Genomic DNA, 17679 nt, shown 5'->3' with positions numbered 1-17679 from the left:
GGCAGCAGGTTCAATCAGGATAGGCCAGCTTCAGTGCGGTAGCTGCGCCACCGGCAAAATTCACCCGGTCGCGGCCAGCGTGCTTGGCAGTGTATAGTGCCTTGTCTGCCTCTTGCAGCCAATGTTCCGGTGACTCCAGGCTGGCATTGAAAGGCGACAGGCCAATACTCAGGCTGATGCGCAGGTGAGGGAGCTGCGCGTTGCGATACCCGGAAACCTGCTCACGCAGGCGTTCCATGATCTGGCAGGCCTGAGCTTCGCTGGTACCCGGCAGGATCACGCAGAATTCGTCGCCACCGTAGCGCCCGGCCTGGTCGCACTCGCGCAGGTTGCGGCGCAGCTCGGCGCTGAGCTGGCGCAGTACGCAGTCGCCAACCACGTGGCCAAAGGTGTCGTTGATGGTCTTGAAATGATCGATGTCGATCAAGGCGATCACCGCGTGTGCCTTTTGCTGTTTGCATTTTTGGTATTTAACGAGCAACAGGTCTTTCCAGGCGCCGTGGTTGAGCAACCCGGTGAGGCTATCCGTGAGGCTCAGGGCGCTGAGCCGGCGTTTATGGTCGCCCAGCTGGATTGCCAGCCGGTAGCACACCCAGCCCAGGGCCAGGGGGTACAGCGTCAGCATGGGCAGGCAGGCGTATATCTGCAGTGCAGTGGCATTCAATTGCAGGCCTGGGGCGAGCAGCAGGGTGCCGACCAGAATCCCGGCCAGTTGCGCAACAGCCCCTTTGAGCACCAATTGCCGGCCCCCGGCGGCCACGTTGTTCATGGTCATCATCGACAGCACGGTCACGGTCGGCAGCGGGTTGAAGTGCATGGCGGCGGCCCAGAAACCGCCCAGCAGCGAGTCCAGCAACAGGTTGCGTTGCTCGGCCCGGTACGGGGTTGCCGACCGGCTCGCCCACAAGTAGGCGACGTGGGGCCACAACAGGCCATTGAACAGCATCAGGCCCCACACCCAGGTGGGCGGGGATTGCGGGGCGACGCCAGCCATGACGCTGAACAGGCCGATGCCCATGCCCACCACACGTGGCGGGTAGATGCGCTTGACGAACGAAAGGCCTTTGCCGCTGCGGTTTTGCATCATGGTCATGTTCTTCTGCCGGGGTACCGTTTATCGCATAAATCGCATGAATATTGTCGAACAGTGTCGCCCCACTGAAAAATGACCTTACAAGCCAATTCACGGTTGATGCGATCACTGTGGGGTAACATGCGGACTTTCCTGTTGCTAGGAGTGTTGCTGATGGTTCCTTTGGCCAATGCTGCCGGTGACCCGGCGCCCCAGCGTGATGGGCGTTTTCACAATCAGGCGCAGCTACCGAAAGATGGCGTGCTGAAGAAGCTGCGCATCGGTCTGAAGTACCTGTTCCTGCGCAAACCGCCGAATACCCGGCCAACCACGCCGGTCAGCCTGCAACCGATGACCCGCCAGCAGGTGCTCGATGCGCCAGACCGCAGTTTGTGGCGGCTGGGCCATTCCACGGTATTGCTGAAGTTGCGAGGGCGCTTCTTCATTACCGACCCGGTATTCGCCGAACGCGCCTCACCGGTGCAGTGGGCCGGCCCGCAGCGGTTCCATGCGCCCCCGCTGGGGCTTGACCAGCTGCCGCCACTGGCGGCGGTGGTGTTGTCGCACGACCATTTCGATCACCTCGACGAGCAGGCAATCCGCCAGCTGGCCTCGCGAACCGGGGTTTTCCTGGCCCCGCTTGGCGTGGGTGAGCTGCTGATCAGTTGGGGCGTTGCGCCAGCGAAGGTGCGTCAGCTGGACTGGTGGCAGGAAAGCGAAGTGCAGGGTGTGCGTTTTATTGCTACCCCGGCCCAGCACTTTTCCGGGCGTGGGCTGTTGGACAGCAATCGCACTTTGTGGGCGTCGTGGGTGATCATCGACCAAGGCGTACGGGTGTTCTTCAGTGGCGATACGGGCTATTTCAACGGGTTCAAGCTGATTGGCGAGCGCTTTGGGCCGTTTGACCTGACCCTGGTCGAGACCGGCGCCTACAATCTCGCTTGGCCTGATGTGCACATGCAGCCAGAGCAGAGCCTACAGGCCCACCTGGATTTACGCGGGCGCTGGATGCTGCCGATCCATAATGGCACGTTCGACTTATCCACCCACGGCTGGCAGGAACCCTTCGAGCGCATCCTGGCATTGGCAAACCAGGCCCAGGTACGGCTCAGTACGCCGCTGATGGGCGAGCGGGTGAGCCTGGACTCGCCGCATGCCGGGCAGAACTGGTGGCAGCCCCGCCCGGTGCGTCAGCGCAGCCTGAAGAATGAGCGAAGCGTTGCGGCGCGCTAGTGTCACTTGGTGTCGTCTTTGCCACGCTGGCGTTGCGCCCGCTCGTGCTCCAACAGCCGCGAGGGTGCCTTGCCACTGTCACTGCGCACCTGAGCGTGGCTGATGAGCGCGAAAATGAAACTACCGCCGATGATGTTGCCGGCCAGTGTCGGCAAGGCGAACTCCAGCCAGAAGCTGCGCCAGGTTTCTTCGCCGGCCCACACCAGGTAGGACACCTCGACCGAGCCCACTACTATATGGGTGAAGTCGCCAATGGCCATCAGGTAGGTGATCATCAGGATGATCCAGATCTTGGCGTTCTCCATCGAGGGGATCATCCATACCATGGTGGCGATCATCCAGCCCGAGACGATGCCCTTGGCGAACATCTGGCTGATGTCGTTGCTCATGACCTTGCGGCCGATCTCCAGAAACGCCATGTCGGTCTTGCTGTCGAAGATCGGCAGCTCGAGCATCACCCAGGCCACCAGCAGGGTACCCGCCAGGTTGCCTAGCAGCACTACGCCCCAAAGCCGCAGAAGGCGGCCGAAGTTGGCAAGGGTAGGGCTGGTCATGACCGGCAGCACCGCAGTCAGGGTGTTCTCGGTAAACAGTTGCTGGCGGGCCAGGATCACGGCAAGGAAGCCGGCGCTGTAGCCGATGCTGGCGACTACCTGGGCGCTTTCACCTTCTGGCAGGCGGGCATAGAACAGTCCCATGGCCATCAGGGACAAGCCCATCGACAAACCGGCGGCGACAGCCGACCACCACAAGGCGGCGAGGGTCCGTTCCAGTTCCTGATCGCCCTGGTAGCGAATGGTCTCGTGCAGCACTGCCGCTCGTGGCGGCTGGTTGTGGCTGACTTCCTGCTCTTCATCTGCCGAAAGCCCTGGGGTTTTCTCGCTTTGCTCGACACTCATGGCCGCTTCGCTCCGTGGTGGGGTTCTCTACAGATTCGTGGCGATTTCATTAGTTGCCGGGGGGCAGGCGAAACGGCTGAGAAAAGTTTTTGGAACAAGGTGTTGACTCTGAATTCAAAGCGCGTATTATTCGCCTCCTCGCAGCGATCAACGCTTCGAGGCAAGCGGTAAGTTGTTGAAGTTGTTGGCTTTCGAAAGAAAGCAGCGGTAAAAAACTTCAAAATAAACGCTTGACAGCAAATGAGGAAAGCGTATAATGCGCGCCTCGGTTGAGACGAAACACTCTTAGCCAACCGCTCTTTAACAAATCGAATCAAGCAATTCGTGTGGGTGCTTGTGAGTACGGACTGATAGTCAAAAAGATTATCAGCATCACAAGTGACCATGCGAGAAATCACATAGTCATTTGAGGTTGCTGAGCCAAGTTTAGGGTTTCTTAAAAACCCAAGCAGTATTGAACTGAAGAGTTTGATCATGGCTCAGATTGAACGCTGGCGGCAGGCCTAACACATGCAAGTCGAGCGGATGACGGGAGCTTGCTCCTTGATTCAGCGGCGGACGGGTGAGTAATGCCTAGGAATCTGCCTGGTAGTGGGGGATAACGTTTCGAAAGGAACGCTAATACCGCATACGTCCTACGGGAGAAAGCAGGGGACCTTCGGGCCTTGCGCTATCAGATGAGCCTAGGTCGGATTAGCTTGTTGGTGAGGTAATGGCTCACCAAGGCGACGATCCGTAACTGGTCTGAGAGGATGATCAGTCACACTGGAACTGAGACACGGTCCAGACTCCTACGGGAGGCAGCAGTGGGGAATATTGGACAATGGGCGAAAGCCTGATCCAGCCATGCCGCGTGTGTGAAGAAGGTCTTCGGATTGTAAAGCACTTTAAGTTGGGAGGAAGGGCAGTAAGCTAATACCTTGCTGTTTTGACGTTACCGACAGAATAAGCACCGGCTAACTCTGTGCCAGCAGCCGCGGTAATACAGAGGGTGCAAGCGTTAATCGGAATTACTGGGCGTAAAGCGCGCGTAGGTGGTTTGTTAAGTTGGATGTGAAAGCCCCGGGCTCAACCTGGGAACTGCATCCAAAACTGGCAAGCTAGAGTACGGTAGAGGGTGGTGGAATTTCCTGTGTAGCGGTGAAATGCGTAGATATAGGAAGGAACACCAGTGGCGAAGGCGACCACCTGGACTGATACTGACACTGAGGTGCGAAAGCGTGGGGAGCAAACAGGATTAGATACCCTGGTAGTCCACGCCGTAAACGATGTCAACTAGCCGTTGGAATCCTTGAGATTTTAGTGGCGCAGCTAACGCATTAAGTTGACCGCCTGGGGAGTACGGCCGCAAGGTTAAAACTCAAATGAATTGACGGGGGCCCGCACAAGCGGTGGAGCATGTGGTTTAATTCGAAGCAACGCGAAGAACCTTACCAGGCCTTGACATGCAGAGAACTTTCCAGAGATGGATTGGTGCCTTCGGGAACTCTGACACAGGTGCTGCATGGCTGTCGTCAGCTCGTGTCGTGAGATGTTGGGTTAAGTCCCGTAACGAGCGCAACCCTTGTCCTTAGTTACCAGCACGTTATGGTGGGCACTCTAAGGAGACTGCCGGTGACAAACCGGAGGAAGGTGGGGATGACGTCAAGTCATCATGGCCCTTACGGCCTGGGCTACACACGTGCTACAATGGTCGGTACAGAGGGTTGCCAAGCCGCGAGGTGGAGCTAATCTCACAAAACCGATCGTAGTCCGGATCGCAGTCTGCAACTCGACTGCGTGAAGTCGGAATCGCTAGTAATCGCGAATCAGAATGTCGCGGTGAATACGTTCCCGGGCCTTGTACACACCGCCCGTCACACCATGGGAGTGGGTTGCACCAGAAGTAGCTAGTCTAACCTTCGGGAGGACGGTTACCACGGTGTGATTCATGACTGGGGTGAAGTCGTAACAAGGTAGCCGTAGGGGAACCTGCGGCTGGATCACCTCCTTAATCGACGACATCAGCCTACTGATGAGCTCCCACACGAATTGCTTGATTCATTGTAAAAGACGATCAAGACCCAAAGTTATACCATTAGGTCTGTAGCTCAGTTGGTTAGAGCGCACCCCTGATAAGGGTGAGGTCGGCAGTTCAAATCTGCCCAGACCTACCATTTTTGGTTGGAATGTTGAGCACCCCATGCCTCTGGATAAAGAGTGGTGAGGACGGCTCTTCTGCAGTTCAAATCTGCCCAGGCCTACCATTACATGGTTCAGCCGTAGAATACGGGGCCATAGCTCAGCTGGGAGAGCGCCTGCCTTGCACGCAGGAGGTCAGCGGTTCGATCCCGCTTGGCTCCACCACTTTCTGCGGTAGATGTTGCTCCTGCTCAGAAATTAGAAATGAACATTCGTTGATGAATGTTGATTTCTGACTTTTGTCAGATCGTTCTTTAAAAATTCGGATATGTGATAGATATAGACTGACACGCACTTTCACTGGTGTGTGATCAGGCTAAGGTAAAATTTGTGAGTTCTGCTCTTAACTGAGCGAAATGCGAATTTTCGGCGAATGTCGTCTTCACAGTATAACCAGATTGCTTGGGGTTATATGGTCAAGTGAAGAAGCGCATACGGTGGATGCCTTGGCAGTCAGAGGCGATGAAAGACGTGGTAGCCTGCGATAAGCTTTGGGGAGTCGGCAAACAGACTGTGATCCAGAGATCTCTGAATGGGGGAACCCACTCAGCACAAGCTGAGTATCTTGTACTGAATACATAGGTGCAAGAGGCGAACCAGGGGAACTGAAACATCTAAGTACCCTGAGGAAAAGAAATCAACCGAGATTCCCTTAGTAGTGGCGAGCGAACGGGGACCAGCCCTTAAGTTGGTTTGAGATTAGTGGAACGCTCTGGAAAGTGCGGCCATAGTGGGTGATAGCCCCGTACACGAAAATCTCTTATCAATGAAATCGAGTAGGACGGAGCACGAGAAACTTTGTCTGAATATGGGGGGACCATCCTCCAAGGCTAAATACTACTGACTGACCGATAGTGAACCAGTACCGTGAGGGAAAGGCGAAAAGAACCCCGGAGAGGGGAGTGAAATAGAACCTGAAACCGTATGCGTACAAGCAGTGGGAGCCTACTTTGTTAGGTGACTGCGTACCTTTTGTATAATGGGTCAGCGACTTATATTCAGTGGCGAGCTTAACCGAATAGGGGAGGCGTAGCGAAAGCGAGTCTTAATAGGGCGTTTAGTCGCTGGGTATAGACCCGAAACCGGGCGATCTATCCATGGGCAGGTTGAAGGTTAGGTAACACTGACTGGAGGACCGAACCGACTACCGTTGAAAAGTTAGCGGATGACCTGTGGATCGGAGTGAAAGGCTAATCAAGCTCGGAGATAGCTGGTTCTCCTCGAAAGCTATTTAGGTAGCGCCTCATGTATCACTGTAGGGGGTAGAGCACTGTTTCGGCTAGGGGGTCATCCCGACTTACCAAACCGATGCAAACTCCGAATACCTACAAGTGCCGAGCATGGGAGACACACGGCGGGTGCTAACGTCCGTCGTGAAAAGGGAAACAACCCAGACCGTCAGCTAAGGTCCCAAAGTCATGGTTAAGTGGGAAACGATGTGGGAAGGCTTAGACAGCTAGGAGGTTGGCTTAGAAGCAGCCACCCTTTAAAGAAAGCGTAATAGCTCACTAGTCGAGTCGGCCTGCGCGGAAGATGTAACGGGGCTCAAACCATGCACCGAAGCTACGGGTATCACCTTTTGGTGATGCGGTAGAGGAGCGTTCTGTAAGCCTGTGAAGGTGAGTTGAGAAGCTTGCTGGAGGTATCAGAAGTGCGAATGCTGACATGAGTAACGACAATGCGAGTGAAAAACTCGCACGCCGAAAGACCAAGGTTTCCTGCGCAACGTTAATCGACGCAGGGTTAGTCGGTCCCTAAGGCGAGGCTGAAAAGCGTAGTCGATGGAAAACAGGTTAATATTCCTGTACTTCCAGTTATTGCGATGGAGGGACGGAGAAGGTTAGGCCAGCCTGGCGTTGGTTGTCCAGGTTTAAGGTGGTAGGCTGAAATCTTAGGCAAATCCGGGATTTCAAGGCCGAGAGCTGATGACGAGTTGCCTTTAGGCGACGAAGTGGTTGATACCATGCTTCCAAGAAAAGCTCCTAAGCTTCAGATAACTGGGAACCGTACCCCAAACCGACACAGGTGGTTAGGTAGAGAATACCAAGGCGCTTGAGAGAACTCGGGTGAAGGAACTAGGCAAAATGGCACCGTAACTTCGGGAGAAGGTGCGCCGGCGAGGGTGAAGGACTTGCTCCGTAAGCTCATGCCGGTCGAAGATACCAGGCCGCTGCGACTGTTTATTAAAAACACAGCACTCTGCAAACACGAAAGTGGACGTATAGGGTGTGACGCCTGCCCGGTGCCGGAAGGTTAATTGATGGGGTTAGCGCAAGCGAAGCTCTTGATCGAAGCCCCGGTAAACGGCGGCCGTAACTATAACGGTCCTAAGGTAGCGAAATTCCTTGTCGGGTAAGTTCCGACCTGCACGAATGGCGTAACGATGGCGGCGCTGTCTCCACCCGAGACTCAGTGAAATTGAAATCGCTGTGAAGATGCAGTGTATCCGCGGCTAGACGGAAAGACCCCGTGAACCTTTACTATAGCTTTGCACTGGACTTTGAATTTGCTTGTGTAGGATAGGTGGGAGGCTTTGAAGTGGGGACGCCAGTTCTCATGGAGCCATCCTTGAAATACCACCCTGGCAACTTTGAGGTTCTAACTCAGGTCCGTTATCCGGATCGAGGACAGTGTATGGTGGGTAGTTTGACTGGGGCGGTCTCCTCCCAAAGAGTAACGGAGGAGTACGAAGGTGCGCTCAGACCGGTCGGAAATCGGTCGTAGAGTATAAAGGCAAAAGCGCGCTTGACTGCGAGACAAACACGTCGAGCAGGTACGAAAGTAGGTCTTAGTGATCCGGTGGTTCTGTATGGAAGGGCCATCGCTCAACGGATAAAAGGTACTCCGGGGATAACAGGCTGATACCGCCCAAGAGTTCATATCGACGGCGGTGTTTGGCACCTCGATGTCGGCTCATCACATCCTGGGGCTGAAGCCGGTCCCAAGGGTATGGCTGTTCGCCATTTAAAGTGGTACGCGAGCTGGGTTTAGAACGTCGTGAGACAGTTCGGTCCCTATCTGCCGTGGACGTTTGAGATTTGAGAGGGGCTGCTCCTAGTACGAGAGGACCGGAGTGGACGAACCTCTGGTGTTCCGGTTGTCACGCCAGTGGCATTGCCGGGTAGCTATGTTCGGAAGAGATAACCGCTGAAAGCATCTAAGCGGGAAACTTGCCTCAAGATGAGATCTCACTGGGATCTTGAATCCCCTAAAGGGCCGTCGAAGACTACGACGTTGATAGGTTGGGTGTGTAAGCGCTGTGAGGCGTTGAGCTAACCAATACTAATTGCCCGTGAGGCTTGACCATATAACACCCAAGCAATTTGCTAGCGCAGATTGCGGTGGTGAAGATGACATGAACCGAAAGTTCGCAAGGCATCACAAACATCACATATCCGGATTCGCTGGGCTGTCCAACTGGACATTCTGGCTACAGAATTTCTTGACGACCATAGAGCATTGGAACCACCTGATCCCATCCCGAACTCAGTAGTGAAACGATGCATCGCCGATGGTAGTGTGGGGTTTCCCCATGTGAGAGTAGGTCATCGTCAAGATTCATTTCGCAAAACCCCTATCTGCACATGCAGGTAGGGGTTTTGTCTTTCTCACGCCGTTGTCCCGGGCTGCGACAATATTACCGCCCTCACAACGTGACTTTCCCTCGGCTACCCTTCGTCAAGGCTTAGGTCCGGGGCATCCCTGCCCCTCAACCTGGCGATGCCAGCGCACCGTGCTGCGCATTTCTGGACTTCCACCGTCCCATCACTTGAGGTAGCAAGCAAGATGGCCAAGGCCGCCGATGTCGTTGTGCAATGCCTGGAAAACGAAGGTGTCGAGTATGTATTCGGCATCCCTGGCGAGGAAAACCTCGACCTGCTCGAATCCCTGCGCAAGTCGAAGATCAAACTGGTACTGACCCGTCACGAGCAGTCTGCAGGCTTCATGGCGGCTACCTACGGCCGCCTGACCGGCAAGACCGGCGTCAGCCTGTCGACCCTCGGCCCGGGTGCCACCAACCTGGTAACGGCCAGCGCCTATGCCTACCTGGGCGGCATGCCGATGATGATGATCACCGGCCAGAAGCCGATCAAGAAGTCCAAGCAGGGCCGCTTCCAGATCATCGACGTGTGCGGCATGATGGACCCCATCACCAAGTACACCCACCAGTTCGCTTCGGCCGACAACATCCCTTCGCGCATGCGTGAAGCCTTCCGCCTGGCTGAAGAAGAAAAGCCGGGTGCCGTGCACCTGGAACTGCCGGAAGACATCGCCGCCGAGCAGACCGACGCGCTGCCGATCCCGGGCAGCCTGCACCGCCGCCCATTGGCCGAGCACGTGGCCATCGAAGCAGCGATTGAAAAGCTACACAAAGCCCGCAGTCCGATTTTGGTTATCGGCGCCGGTGCCAACCGCAAGATGACCGCCAAGGTCCTCAAGCAACTGATCGACAAGACCGGCATCCCGTTCATCACTACCCAGCTGGGTAAAGGTGTGGTCGATGAGCGCCACCCACGCTTCCTGGGTAACGCTGCGCTGTCGTCCGGCGATTTCGTGCACCGTGCGATCGAAGCGGCGGACCTGATCGTCAACATCGGCCACGATGTGATCGAGAAGCCGCCGTTCTTCATGGTGCGTGGCGGCACCGAAGTCATCCATATCAACTTCCGTTCCGCCGAAGTCGATGCCGTGTACTTCCCGCAGGTTGAAGTGATCGGTGACATCGCCAACGCCGTGTGGCAGATCGCTGAAGGCCTGGGCGACACTTCGCACTGGGACTTCACCCGCCTCATGGCAATTCGTGAAGCCAACGAAGCACAGATCGCCGAAGGTGCCGACGACGACCGCTTCCCGGTCTACCCACAGCGCCTGGTGGCCGACATTCGTCGCGTGCTGCCGTCCCAAGGCATCGTGGCCCTGGACAACGGCATCTACAAGATCTGGTTCGCCCGTAACTACAAGGCGCACAAGCCGAACACCGTGCTGCTGGACAACGCCCTGGCGACCATGGGCGCCGGCTTGCCATCGGCCATGGCTGCACACCTGGTCTACCCGGATCGTCCGGTGATTTCGGTGTGCGGTGACGGCGGCTTCATGATGAACAGCCAGGAGCTGGAGACCGCCGTGCGTCTGGGCATGCACATCACCGTGGTGATCCTGCGTGACGATGGCTACGGCATGATCCGCTGGAAGCAGGCCAACATGGGCTTCACCGATTTCGGCCTGGACTACGGCAACCCGGACTTCGTCAAGTATGCCGAAGCCTACGGCGCCAATGGCCACCGCGTGGAAAGCGCCGACGGCCTGCTGCCGCTGCTGGAGCACTGCATCAAGACCCCAGGCGTGCACGTGATCGACTGCCCGGTCGACTACAGCGAAAACGACCGCATCCTCAACAGCGAGCTGCGTGAGCGCGCGCTGGCGGTGTAAACAGATCCACAAGCCCTTCATAGGGCCAGCAGGCGCTGGGAGCTTATGCTCCTGCGTCAGCTGGCTGTGGGCAATCACTCCTTTCCGCTCTTTATCCTAGGGCGTTTCCCACTCAATCCTCTCCAAGATCCTTCAACTGCTTGAGAATCGCCCGACTGTCCCTCCAAAACCCAACCCCGCTCTACTGGCGACCTTCCAAAACAACCACAAAAAGGAAGTCGCCATGTCCGAACATTGCCCCCCCGTCAGCCCTGTCCGTGTCGCTGTCATCCAGTACGACCCACAAGTCGGGCTAGAGTACTGCGATGGCAACCTGAGCAGAGGCCTGGCACTGGCCCGGCGTGCGGTGCGTGAAGGTGCCAATCTGATCGTGCTGCCCGAGCTGGCCAACACCGGGTACACCTTTCACTCCCGTGCCGAGGCCTATGCCCATGCCGAGACGTTGCAGGCGGGCCGCAGCCTGAAAGCCTGGGCTGATTTCGCCAGGGAATATCAGGTGTACCTGGCAGCAGGATTCGCCGAGCGTGAGGGCCTGAAGCTCTACGACAGCGCCGTATTGTTTGGCCCCGACGGCCTGCTTGGCCACTATCGCAAGGCCCACCTGTGGAACCAGGAAAAACTCTGGTTCACCCCTGGCGACCTCGGCTTCCCTGTATTCGAGACGCCAATCGGCCGTATCGGCCTGCTGATCTGCTGGGACATCTGGTTCCCTGAAGTGCCACGGCTCATGGCAGCGCAAGGGGCAGACATCATATGCAGCTTGAACAATTGGGTGTGGACACCGCCTCCACTGTTTGATGAAACAGGGCGTTGCATGGCGTCTTACCTGACCATGACAGCCGCGCATGTGAACAATGTCTACGTCGCCGCCGCAAACCGTATCGGCAGTGAGCGAGGAGGGCGCTTTCTCGGTTGTTCGTTGATTGCCGGAACCAACGGTTGGCCCATTGGTGCTGTGGCCAGTGCGGAGGAGGAAAGCATTGTCTACGCCGATGTCGACCTCAGCAGCGCGCGTTCAGCGCCGATCTGGAACAGCCTCAACGACCTGCAGCGTGATCGCCGTACCGACCTCTACGATGCTGCGCTTGGCTACCGCCTGCATGCGCCTATGCCACGCTGAGGATCCGCACATGAAGCCATTACTGCTGCCCAATCGGCAGCACGCCCCCGTGCTGATCTTCACCTGCCTGGCAATGCTGCTGGCAGCCAGTCTTGCGTTAGGCCCGTGGCCAGACTACGGGCAACTGGCGGCGACACTGGACCAACCGCTGAGTCGTTTGCGCTGGATAGTGGGCGATATCAGCGAGGTCGCATTCTACAAGCATGAGCTGCCTGCGCTGGGCTTGCTGCTAGGCGCCAGCCTGGCACATTGGGCCCATCTTCGGGGGTACCGCTGGCAGGGTTTTGCCATCTGCTATGGAAGCGGACGGTGGCCATGGGTGTTCACCAGCTCGCTGATGGGCCTTTTACTTAGCCATGCCTTGTGGGGATGGACCTTGGCCAGTGGTAGCTGGCAACCAACGTTCGTGGCCTTCGTGTCGTTGCCGGCAGCCATGGTGCTGTTGTATGGGGCGGGCTGGCGGGTGGCGATAGCAGGCGCATTGCTGGGGGCATTACTGGTAACCCCGGCGAGTCTGCTGCTGGTCAACTACCTGTGCTACCCCCTGCAGTTGCCTGTGGTTATCGGCAACGTGGGTGGTATGGCCGTGGCAAGTGCCGCCGCTTTCCTGCTGTGCAAGCGCTACCCGTCATGGGTCCGTCAGAGCCACGAACCCGACGTTGTGAAGCCTGTGGCCAGCCAGCCATCCTACGGTGTGATCTGGACTTTGCGGCGTGTACTGGCCGATTTCAGTGAAGCCCCCTTCTTTGGCAATGAGCTGGCCAGTCTGGGTCTCCTACTGGGTTTGTTACTGGCTTACCTGTTGGCCCCGGCAGCACCTGCATACGGTTCAATGTTGGCGTTGCACATACTGGCCGGACAGGTCTTGGCATCCTTGGTCGGGGTCGTATTCTGGCGCGGCCAGTGGCAAGCCCGGGGGTGGTATCCGACTTATATTCCGATTGTCTCGATCGTGCCGGCCGCCGTGCTGACGCATGGCGGTAGTTGGCAAGTCATTGTGGCCAGTGCAGTGCTGGGGGCCCTGGTGGCTCCGCCGCTGGCAGTGGCGATCACGCAGCGGTTGCCGGGTTATGTGCATGGCTACATCGGCAACGTGGTGTCGATGGCGATCAGCACGTTGGGAATCGTACCGCTGATCGGGTTACTGGTGGGGGGAGAAGGATGATTGAGCATTCGGACCTGCCCAAGCTGTCGATCGCCAGTTTGGGCGGGACGGTCAGCATGCAGGCTACAGCGGGTGGGTGTGGCGTAACGCCCACCCTGGACTGTGAGCAGCAACTGCTTCAGGTACCGCAGTTGCGCGAAATGGCGCAGTTGACTGTAACGTCATTGAGCCTGGTCCCCAGTGCATCGCTCAGCTTCAACGCGTTGCTGGAAGTGCTGGCCTGGGCTCGCTGCGAAGTCGAGGGCGGTGCCCGGGCCGTGGTACTGACCCAAGGCACCGACAGCCTTGAGGAAACGGCCTATTTCCTTGACCTGCTTTGGCCATTCGATGCGCCTTTGGTGATGACCGGTGCAATGCGCTCGCCCAGCCAGCCGGGCAACGATGGCCCGGCCAACCTTCTGGCTGCGGCCCAGGTTGCATTGGCACGAGGCAGCGGTGGGCGTGGTGTGCTGGTGGTGATGAATGATCAGATCCATCGTGCGACAAAGGTTCGCAAAACAGCCAGCCTGGCGATAGCGGCATTCGACTCGCCTGGTTTCGGTCCTGTGGGGGAAGTTGTAGAAGGTGTTGCAACGTACCGCCATCCCCCAGACAGGCGGGAGGTACTCCCGCTGCCGGGGCGTACCGACCAGCGCGTCATCCTGCTGGAAGCGTGCCTGGACGCCGACACTGTATTGCTGCAGGCTCTGCCCGCATTGCGCTACGACGGGCTGGTCATCGCCGGGTTCGGCGCCGGCCATGTTTCCGGCAATTGGTCTGATGTTCTGGAGCACATGACGCCAACCCTGCCAGTCATTGTCGCCACTCGTACAGGTGAGGGGGCTACAGCCCGCGCAACATACGGTTTTTCCGGCTCCGAGATCGACTTGCAGAAAAAAGGTGTGCACATGGCCGGGCACCTCTGCCCGCGCAAGTGCCGCATCTTGCTGTGGCTGCTGATTGGCGCCGACCGGCAGCATGAGTTACCGGGTTGGCTGCCCACCTGAAAATTTGCCCGTGCTGTGCCTTGCACGGGCAACCCTCCAAGCATTGCTGTGCTAGGGTGCACACACTTTTGCTAGCAAGGATTCCCTGCCCGATGCTCCCGCCACTCAGCGAAAAAGAACTGCACCGCCTCGAAGACCTGCTGATCACTTACGGCAACGACTACTCGGTACTCAACCTGGCCGAGCTCAATGGCTTTTTCACTGCGCTGGCTAGCTCGCCGTCCACGGTCACCCCTGAGCACTGGCTGCCGGCAGTGGCAGGTGGCAAGGTGCCCAAGTTCAAGAAGCCGGCCCATGAAGAAGCCTACGTGGCATTGATGTTGCGGTATGCCGACCAGGTAGCTGAACAGTTGGGCGAACACATCGATCAGTTCGAGCCGCTGTTCGAGGAGACAGAAGACGAGCAGGGCACCGTGGTCGTGATGGAAGAATGGTGCTTCGGCTACATGCGCGCCACCCAAATTGCCGACTGGAAAGCTTTGCCGCCGGAGCAGGACCAGTTGCTCAAAGCCATCTCTTTGCACGGGCTGGAGGATAACTTCGAGCTGCTGGACCAGATGAGCGAAGCGGATATCCAGGCTTGTGTGCCCAAGGTGATCGAAGCTGCGCGTGGTTTGTACCGCTACTTCAACAAGCCGCACTGAGGCACACGGGCTCGGTTGCTGCGGTACTTGCCGGGGCCGCACTGCGGATCCGTCGGCAAGTACCCGAAAAACGCAGACTGTTTTTTGTCATGGGGCGGTTAATTATTCCATCTGGCGAAATTATGGTTTCCCCCGCGCACTGATTCTGCTGCCAGCCGAATCAGTGCAGCATGTGCTCCATCAGCCCAATCCGGTGCTGACCAGGAGCCAAGCCCATGTCGAACCCGATCAAGCTCTACAACTTCCCCAAGTCCGGCCACGCCCACCGCATCGAGCTGATGCTTTCGCTGCTCAACCTGCCTACCGAGCTGGTGTTCGTGGACCTGGCCAAAGGTGCGCACAAGCAGCCGGACTTCCTGGCCCTCAACCCGTTCGGCCAGGTACCGGTCATCGATGACAACGGCACGGTGATCGCAGACTCCAACGCAATCCTCGTTTACCTCGCCAAAAAATATGACAACGGCACCTGGCTGCCCGAGGCGCCAGCCGCTGCCGCCCGTGTACAACGCTGGCTGTCGGTCGCTGCAGGCCCGCTGGCCTTTGGCCCGGCCGCTGCACGCCTGGTGACCGTGTTCGGCGCTTCGTTCAACACTGACGAAGTGATTACCCGGGCGCACACCCTGCTCAAGGTGATTGATGCCGAACTGGCCAAGTCGCCGTTCCTGGCAGGCGACACGCCGACCATCGCCGACGTCGCCAACTACTCCTACATCGCCCACGCACCGGAGGGCAACGTGTCGCTGGAGCCGTATGCCAACGTACGTAGCTGGCTGGCGCGGATCGAGGCATTGCCGGGCTTCGTACCGATGCCCCGCACTGTCATCGGGCTGCAGACCAGCGTCTGATCCCCTGCGAGGAACGCCACCATGCAACAGTCCCCCGATCACCGCCCCTCGCCTTGGCATGCGGGCGAGAAAACCCTGCAGGAAAAGGTCGGAGTAGCAGAGCGCATGGAGGCGTTCGGGCAAAAGGTCATTCGTGACTACATGCCCGACCAGCACCGCACGTTCTACCACCAGTTGCCGTTCATGGTGGCGGCCAGCGTAGACGCTCAGGGGCGGCCCTGGGCGACGCTGCTGGAAGGGCCGGAAGGTTTCGTCAGTTCGCCCGACCCACGCCAGTTGACGATTGACACCAGGCTAGCGGCCGATGACCCGGCGACCCCTGGGTTGGTCGCCGGGCAGGCAATCGGCCTGCTGGGCATCGAACTGCACACCCGCCGGCGCAACCGCCTCAACGGGCAGATTCGCAAGGCGGTTGCAGGGCAATTGCAGGTGACGGTAGAGCAGTCGTTCGGCAACTGCCCGCAATACATCCAGTTGCGCGATTACGCGCGCGTCGCCGAACCGGCCCAGGGGCGCATCGATGCGACGGCCCTGGATGCCACGACCGTCAGTATGATCCAGTCTGCCGACACCTTCTTCGTCGCCAGCTATGTCGAGCATGACAACGGCCAGCGTTCGGTGGATGTGTCCCACCGTGGCGGTCGGCCAGGATTCGTCAGGGTCCAAGGCAATACACTGACCATTCCCGACTACGCCGGTAACCTGCACTTCAACACCTTGGGCAACTTGTTGGTCAACCCGAGGGCAGGTTTGTTGTTCATCGACTTCAGCAACGGCAACGTGCTGCAGGTGTGCGGGCGTGCCGAGGTGCTGCTGGAAAGCCCGGCCATCCAGGCGTTCGAAGGTGCAGAGCGGCTGTGGACGCTGGAGGTCGACCAGGTGGTGTGGCGGCCGGCTGCGGTTTCCCTGCGCTGGGCCTTCAAGGAGTACGCCCCCACCAGCCTGATGACCGGCACCTGGCCCGAGGCCGATGCGCGTTTGCAGCAACGTCAGCAGCAGCGCCAATGGCAAGCCTGGCGGGTGCTGCGGGTAGAGCAGGAGAGCCGCGATATCCGTTCGTTCTACCTCCAGCCGCCCAGCGATAGTGCTGTGGTGTTTGCACCCGGGCAACATGTTCCGGTGCAGGTCAAGCGCGACGGTGAGGCGCCGCTTATCCGCACCTACAGCTTGTCCAGCGCACCTTCCGACGGCTATTGGCGCATCAGCGTCAAAGACCAGGGCCCGGTTTCCCGCCACTTGCATGCGCGTATCGCGCCAGGCGATGTGCTTGATGTTCGCCCACCCATGGGCAGTTTCACGCTCGACATACAGAGCACGCGGCCGTTGGTGCTGATTGGCGCCGGCGTAGGCATTACGCCGTTGCTGGCCATGCTGCGTGAGCAATTGAGCCATGGGCAGGCCCGGGCTATCCACGTGTTCCAGGGGGCGCGTAGCCTGGCCGACCTGCCGTTCAGGCAGGAGCTGGCGAGTTTGCAGCAACGGGCCGAGGGCTTGCTGCACATTCATCGCGCCCTGAGCCAGCCGGAAAGCCATGCGCTGCTTGGGCGGGATTACGAGTTTGCCGGGCGCTTGGGCATCGGGCAGGTCAAGGCGACGCTGGCACTGGACGACTACGAGTTCTACCTGTGCGGACCGGGCAGTTTTACCCAGGACTTGTATGAAGGGTTGCGCGGCGTGCATGTGCCGGATGCGCGGATTCACGCAGAAGCGTTTGGGCCGTCGACGTTGCGCCGGCACACGCACGCCGACCAGCCCGCCTTGCAGCAGCCACCCGCTGCCAGCGAGCCAGTACCGGTGTACTTTGCGGCGTCGGCCAAGGAGGCGCGCTGGGCACCCGGCGGCGGTACCTTGCTGGAGCTGGCCGAGGCGCGCGGGCTGGCGCCGGACTTCAGTTGCCGGGGTGGCTCGTGTGGTACCTGCAAGACCAGACTGGTGAGTGGCCAGGTGCATTACCCGAATCCACCGGCAGAGCTACCGGAGGCGGGGTCGGTGTTGATCTGTTGTGCCGTGCCGGCGCAGGTGCAGGAGGGGGTACAGGCCCTGGTGCTGGACATCTGATACACCAGCCCCGCCTCTTCGCGGGCAGCAGAAAATACCCAGATGA

General features: G+C 58.5%; 10 protein-coding genes, 2 tRNA genes and 3 rRNA genes. 13 read left to right on the top strand and 2 right to left on the bottom strand.

Going from position 1 to position 17679, the window contains the following annotated elements; translation table 11 throughout:
- Positions 1-10: 10 nt before the first annotated feature.
- On the bottom strand, positions 11-1084 hold the full coding sequence (locus K4A76_RS17680; RefSeq protein ID WP_274412309.1) for a diguanylate cyclase: 1074 nt from the start codon (positions 1082-1084) through the stop codon (positions 11-13).
- A gap of 129 nt (positions 1085-1213) precedes the next feature.
- Here K4A76_RS17680 and K4A76_RS17675 point away from each other — a divergent pair, with 129 nt between their 5' ends.
- Positions 1214-2305: an MBL fold metallo-hydrolase gene (locus K4A76_RS17675; RefSeq protein ID WP_274410814.1), complete on the top strand. Its 1092-nt coding sequence runs from the start codon at positions 1214-1216 to the stop codon at positions 2303-2305.
- Positions 2306-2307: 2 nt separating this feature from the next.
- On the opposite strand, the gene K4A76_RS17670 is transcribed toward K4A76_RS17675, so the two are convergent.
- The gene (locus K4A76_RS17670; RefSeq protein ID WP_009684638.1) at positions 2308-3204 is read right to left on the bottom strand and encodes a formate/nitrite transporter family protein; all 897 of its coding nucleotides are present in this window, start codon (positions 3202-3204) and stop codon (positions 2308-2310) included.
- 456 nt (positions 3205-3660) lie between these two features.
- Here K4A76_RS17670 and K4A76_RS17665 point away from each other — a divergent pair.
- The 12 genes from K4A76_RS17665 (at position 3661) to K4A76_RS17610 (ending at position 17633) form a co-directional block, all read left to right on the top strand.
- Positions 3661-5197, top strand: a 16S ribosomal RNA gene (locus K4A76_RS17665).
- A gap of 86 nt (positions 5198-5283) precedes the next feature.
- Positions 5284-5360: transfer RNA gene (locus tag K4A76_RS17660), tRNA-Ile, on the top strand.
- 114 nt (positions 5361-5474) lie between these two features.
- Positions 5475-5550: transfer RNA gene (locus K4A76_RS17655), tRNA-Ala, on the top strand.
- A gap of 249 nt (positions 5551-5799) precedes the next feature.
- Positions 5800-8692 (top strand): 23S ribosomal RNA (locus K4A76_RS17650).
- 134 nt (positions 8693-8826) lie between these two features.
- Positions 8827-8942: ribosomal RNA gene (gene rrf, locus K4A76_RS17645) — 5S ribosomal RNA — on the top strand.
- The 16S, 23S and 5S rRNA genes sit together here with 2 tRNA genes alongside, the layout of an rRNA operon.
- A gap of 229 nt (positions 8943-9171) precedes the next feature.
- A complete protein-coding gene (locus K4A76_RS17640) occupies positions 9172-10815 on the top strand; it encodes an acetolactate synthase large subunit (protein WP_274410813.1) in 1644 nt (547 codons plus the stop codon).
- Positions 10816-11038: 223 nt separating this feature from the next.
- The gene (locus K4A76_RS17635; protein ID WP_274410812.1) at positions 11039-11935 is read left to right on the top strand and encodes a nitrilase family protein; all 897 of its coding nucleotides are present in this window, start codon (positions 11039-11041) and stop codon (positions 11933-11935) included.
- A 10-nt stretch (positions 11936-11945) separates the two neighbouring features.
- A complete protein-coding gene (locus K4A76_RS17630; protein WP_274410811.1) occupies positions 11946-13100 on the top strand; it encodes a hypothetical protein in 1155 nt (384 codons plus the stop codon).
- The gene (locus K4A76_RS17625) at positions 13097-14086 is read left to right on the top strand and encodes an asparaginase (RefSeq protein ID WP_274410810.1); all 990 of its coding nucleotides are present in this window, start codon (positions 13097-13099) and stop codon (positions 14084-14086) included. Before K4A76_RS17630 ends, K4A76_RS17625 begins: the two co-directional genes overlap by 4 nt.
- Before the next feature lie 92 nt (positions 14087-14178).
- Entirely contained in the window at positions 14179-14730 is a 552-nt protein-coding gene (locus K4A76_RS17620) for a UPF0149 family protein (RefSeq protein ID WP_274410809.1), read from the top strand.
- A 215-nt stretch (positions 14731-14945) separates the two neighbouring features.
- A complete protein-coding gene (locus K4A76_RS17615; RefSeq protein WP_029885569.1) occupies positions 14946-15575 on the top strand; it encodes a glutathione S-transferase family protein in 630 nt (209 codons plus the stop codon).
- 21 nt (positions 15576-15596) lie between these two features.
- Positions 15597-17633, top strand: a complete 2037-nt coding sequence (locus K4A76_RS17610; RefSeq protein WP_274410808.1) for a pyridoxamine 5'-phosphate oxidase family protein — start codon at positions 15597-15599, stop codon at positions 17631-17633.
- The last annotated feature ends 46 nt before the right edge of the window (positions 17634-17679 follow it).

The organism is Pseudomonas sp. NEEL19 (assembly GCF_028751975.1).
GTDB classification, from domain to species: domain Bacteria; phylum Pseudomonadota; class Gammaproteobacteria; order Pseudomonadales; family Pseudomonadaceae; genus Aquipseudomonas; species Aquipseudomonas juntendi.
Note: the sequence above shows the minus strand (reverse complement) of the source record. Positions and strands in the feature narration are given on the sequence as shown.

Bases quoted from the DNA above. Each gene is read 5' to 3' on its own strand.
- K4A76_RS17610 (WP_274410808.1), top strand. From the start codon at position 15,597: ATGCAACAGTCCCCCGATCACCGCCCCTCGCCTTGGCATGCGGGCGAG.
- K4A76_RS17635 (WP_274410812.1), top strand. From the start codon at position 11,039: ATGTCCGAACATTGCCCCCCCGTCAGCCCTGTCCGTGTCGCTGTCATC.
- K4A76_RS17625 (WP_274410810.1), top strand. From the start codon at position 13,097: ATGATTGAGCATTCGGACCTGCCCAAGCTGTCGATCGCCAGTTTGGGC.
- K4A76_RS17670 (WP_009684638.1), bottom strand. From the start codon at position 3,204: ATGAGTGTCGAGCAAAGCGAGAAAACCCCAGGGCTTTCGGCAGATGAA.
- K4A76_RS17630 (WP_274410811.1), top strand. From the start codon at position 11,946: ATGAAGCCATTACTGCTGCCCAATCGGCAGCACGCCCCCGTGCTGATC.
- K4A76_RS17620 (WP_274410809.1), top strand. From the start codon at position 14,179: ATGCTCCCGCCACTCAGCGAAAAAGAACTGCACCGCCTCGAAGACCTG.
- K4A76_RS17615 (WP_029885569.1), top strand. From the start codon at position 14,946: ATGTCGAACCCGATCAAGCTCTACAACTTCCCCAAGTCCGGCCACGCC.
- K4A76_RS17675 (WP_274410814.1), top strand. From the start codon at position 1,214: ATGCGGACTTTCCTGTTGCTAGGAGTGTTGCTGATGGTTCCTTTGGCC.
- K4A76_RS17680 (WP_274412309.1), bottom strand. From the start codon at position 1,084: ATGCAAAACCGCAGCGGCAAAGGCCTTTCGTTCGTCAAGCGCATCTAC.
- K4A76_RS17640 (WP_274410813.1), top strand. From the start codon at position 9,172: ATGGCCAAGGCCGCCGATGTCGTTGTGCAATGCCTGGAAAACGAAGGT.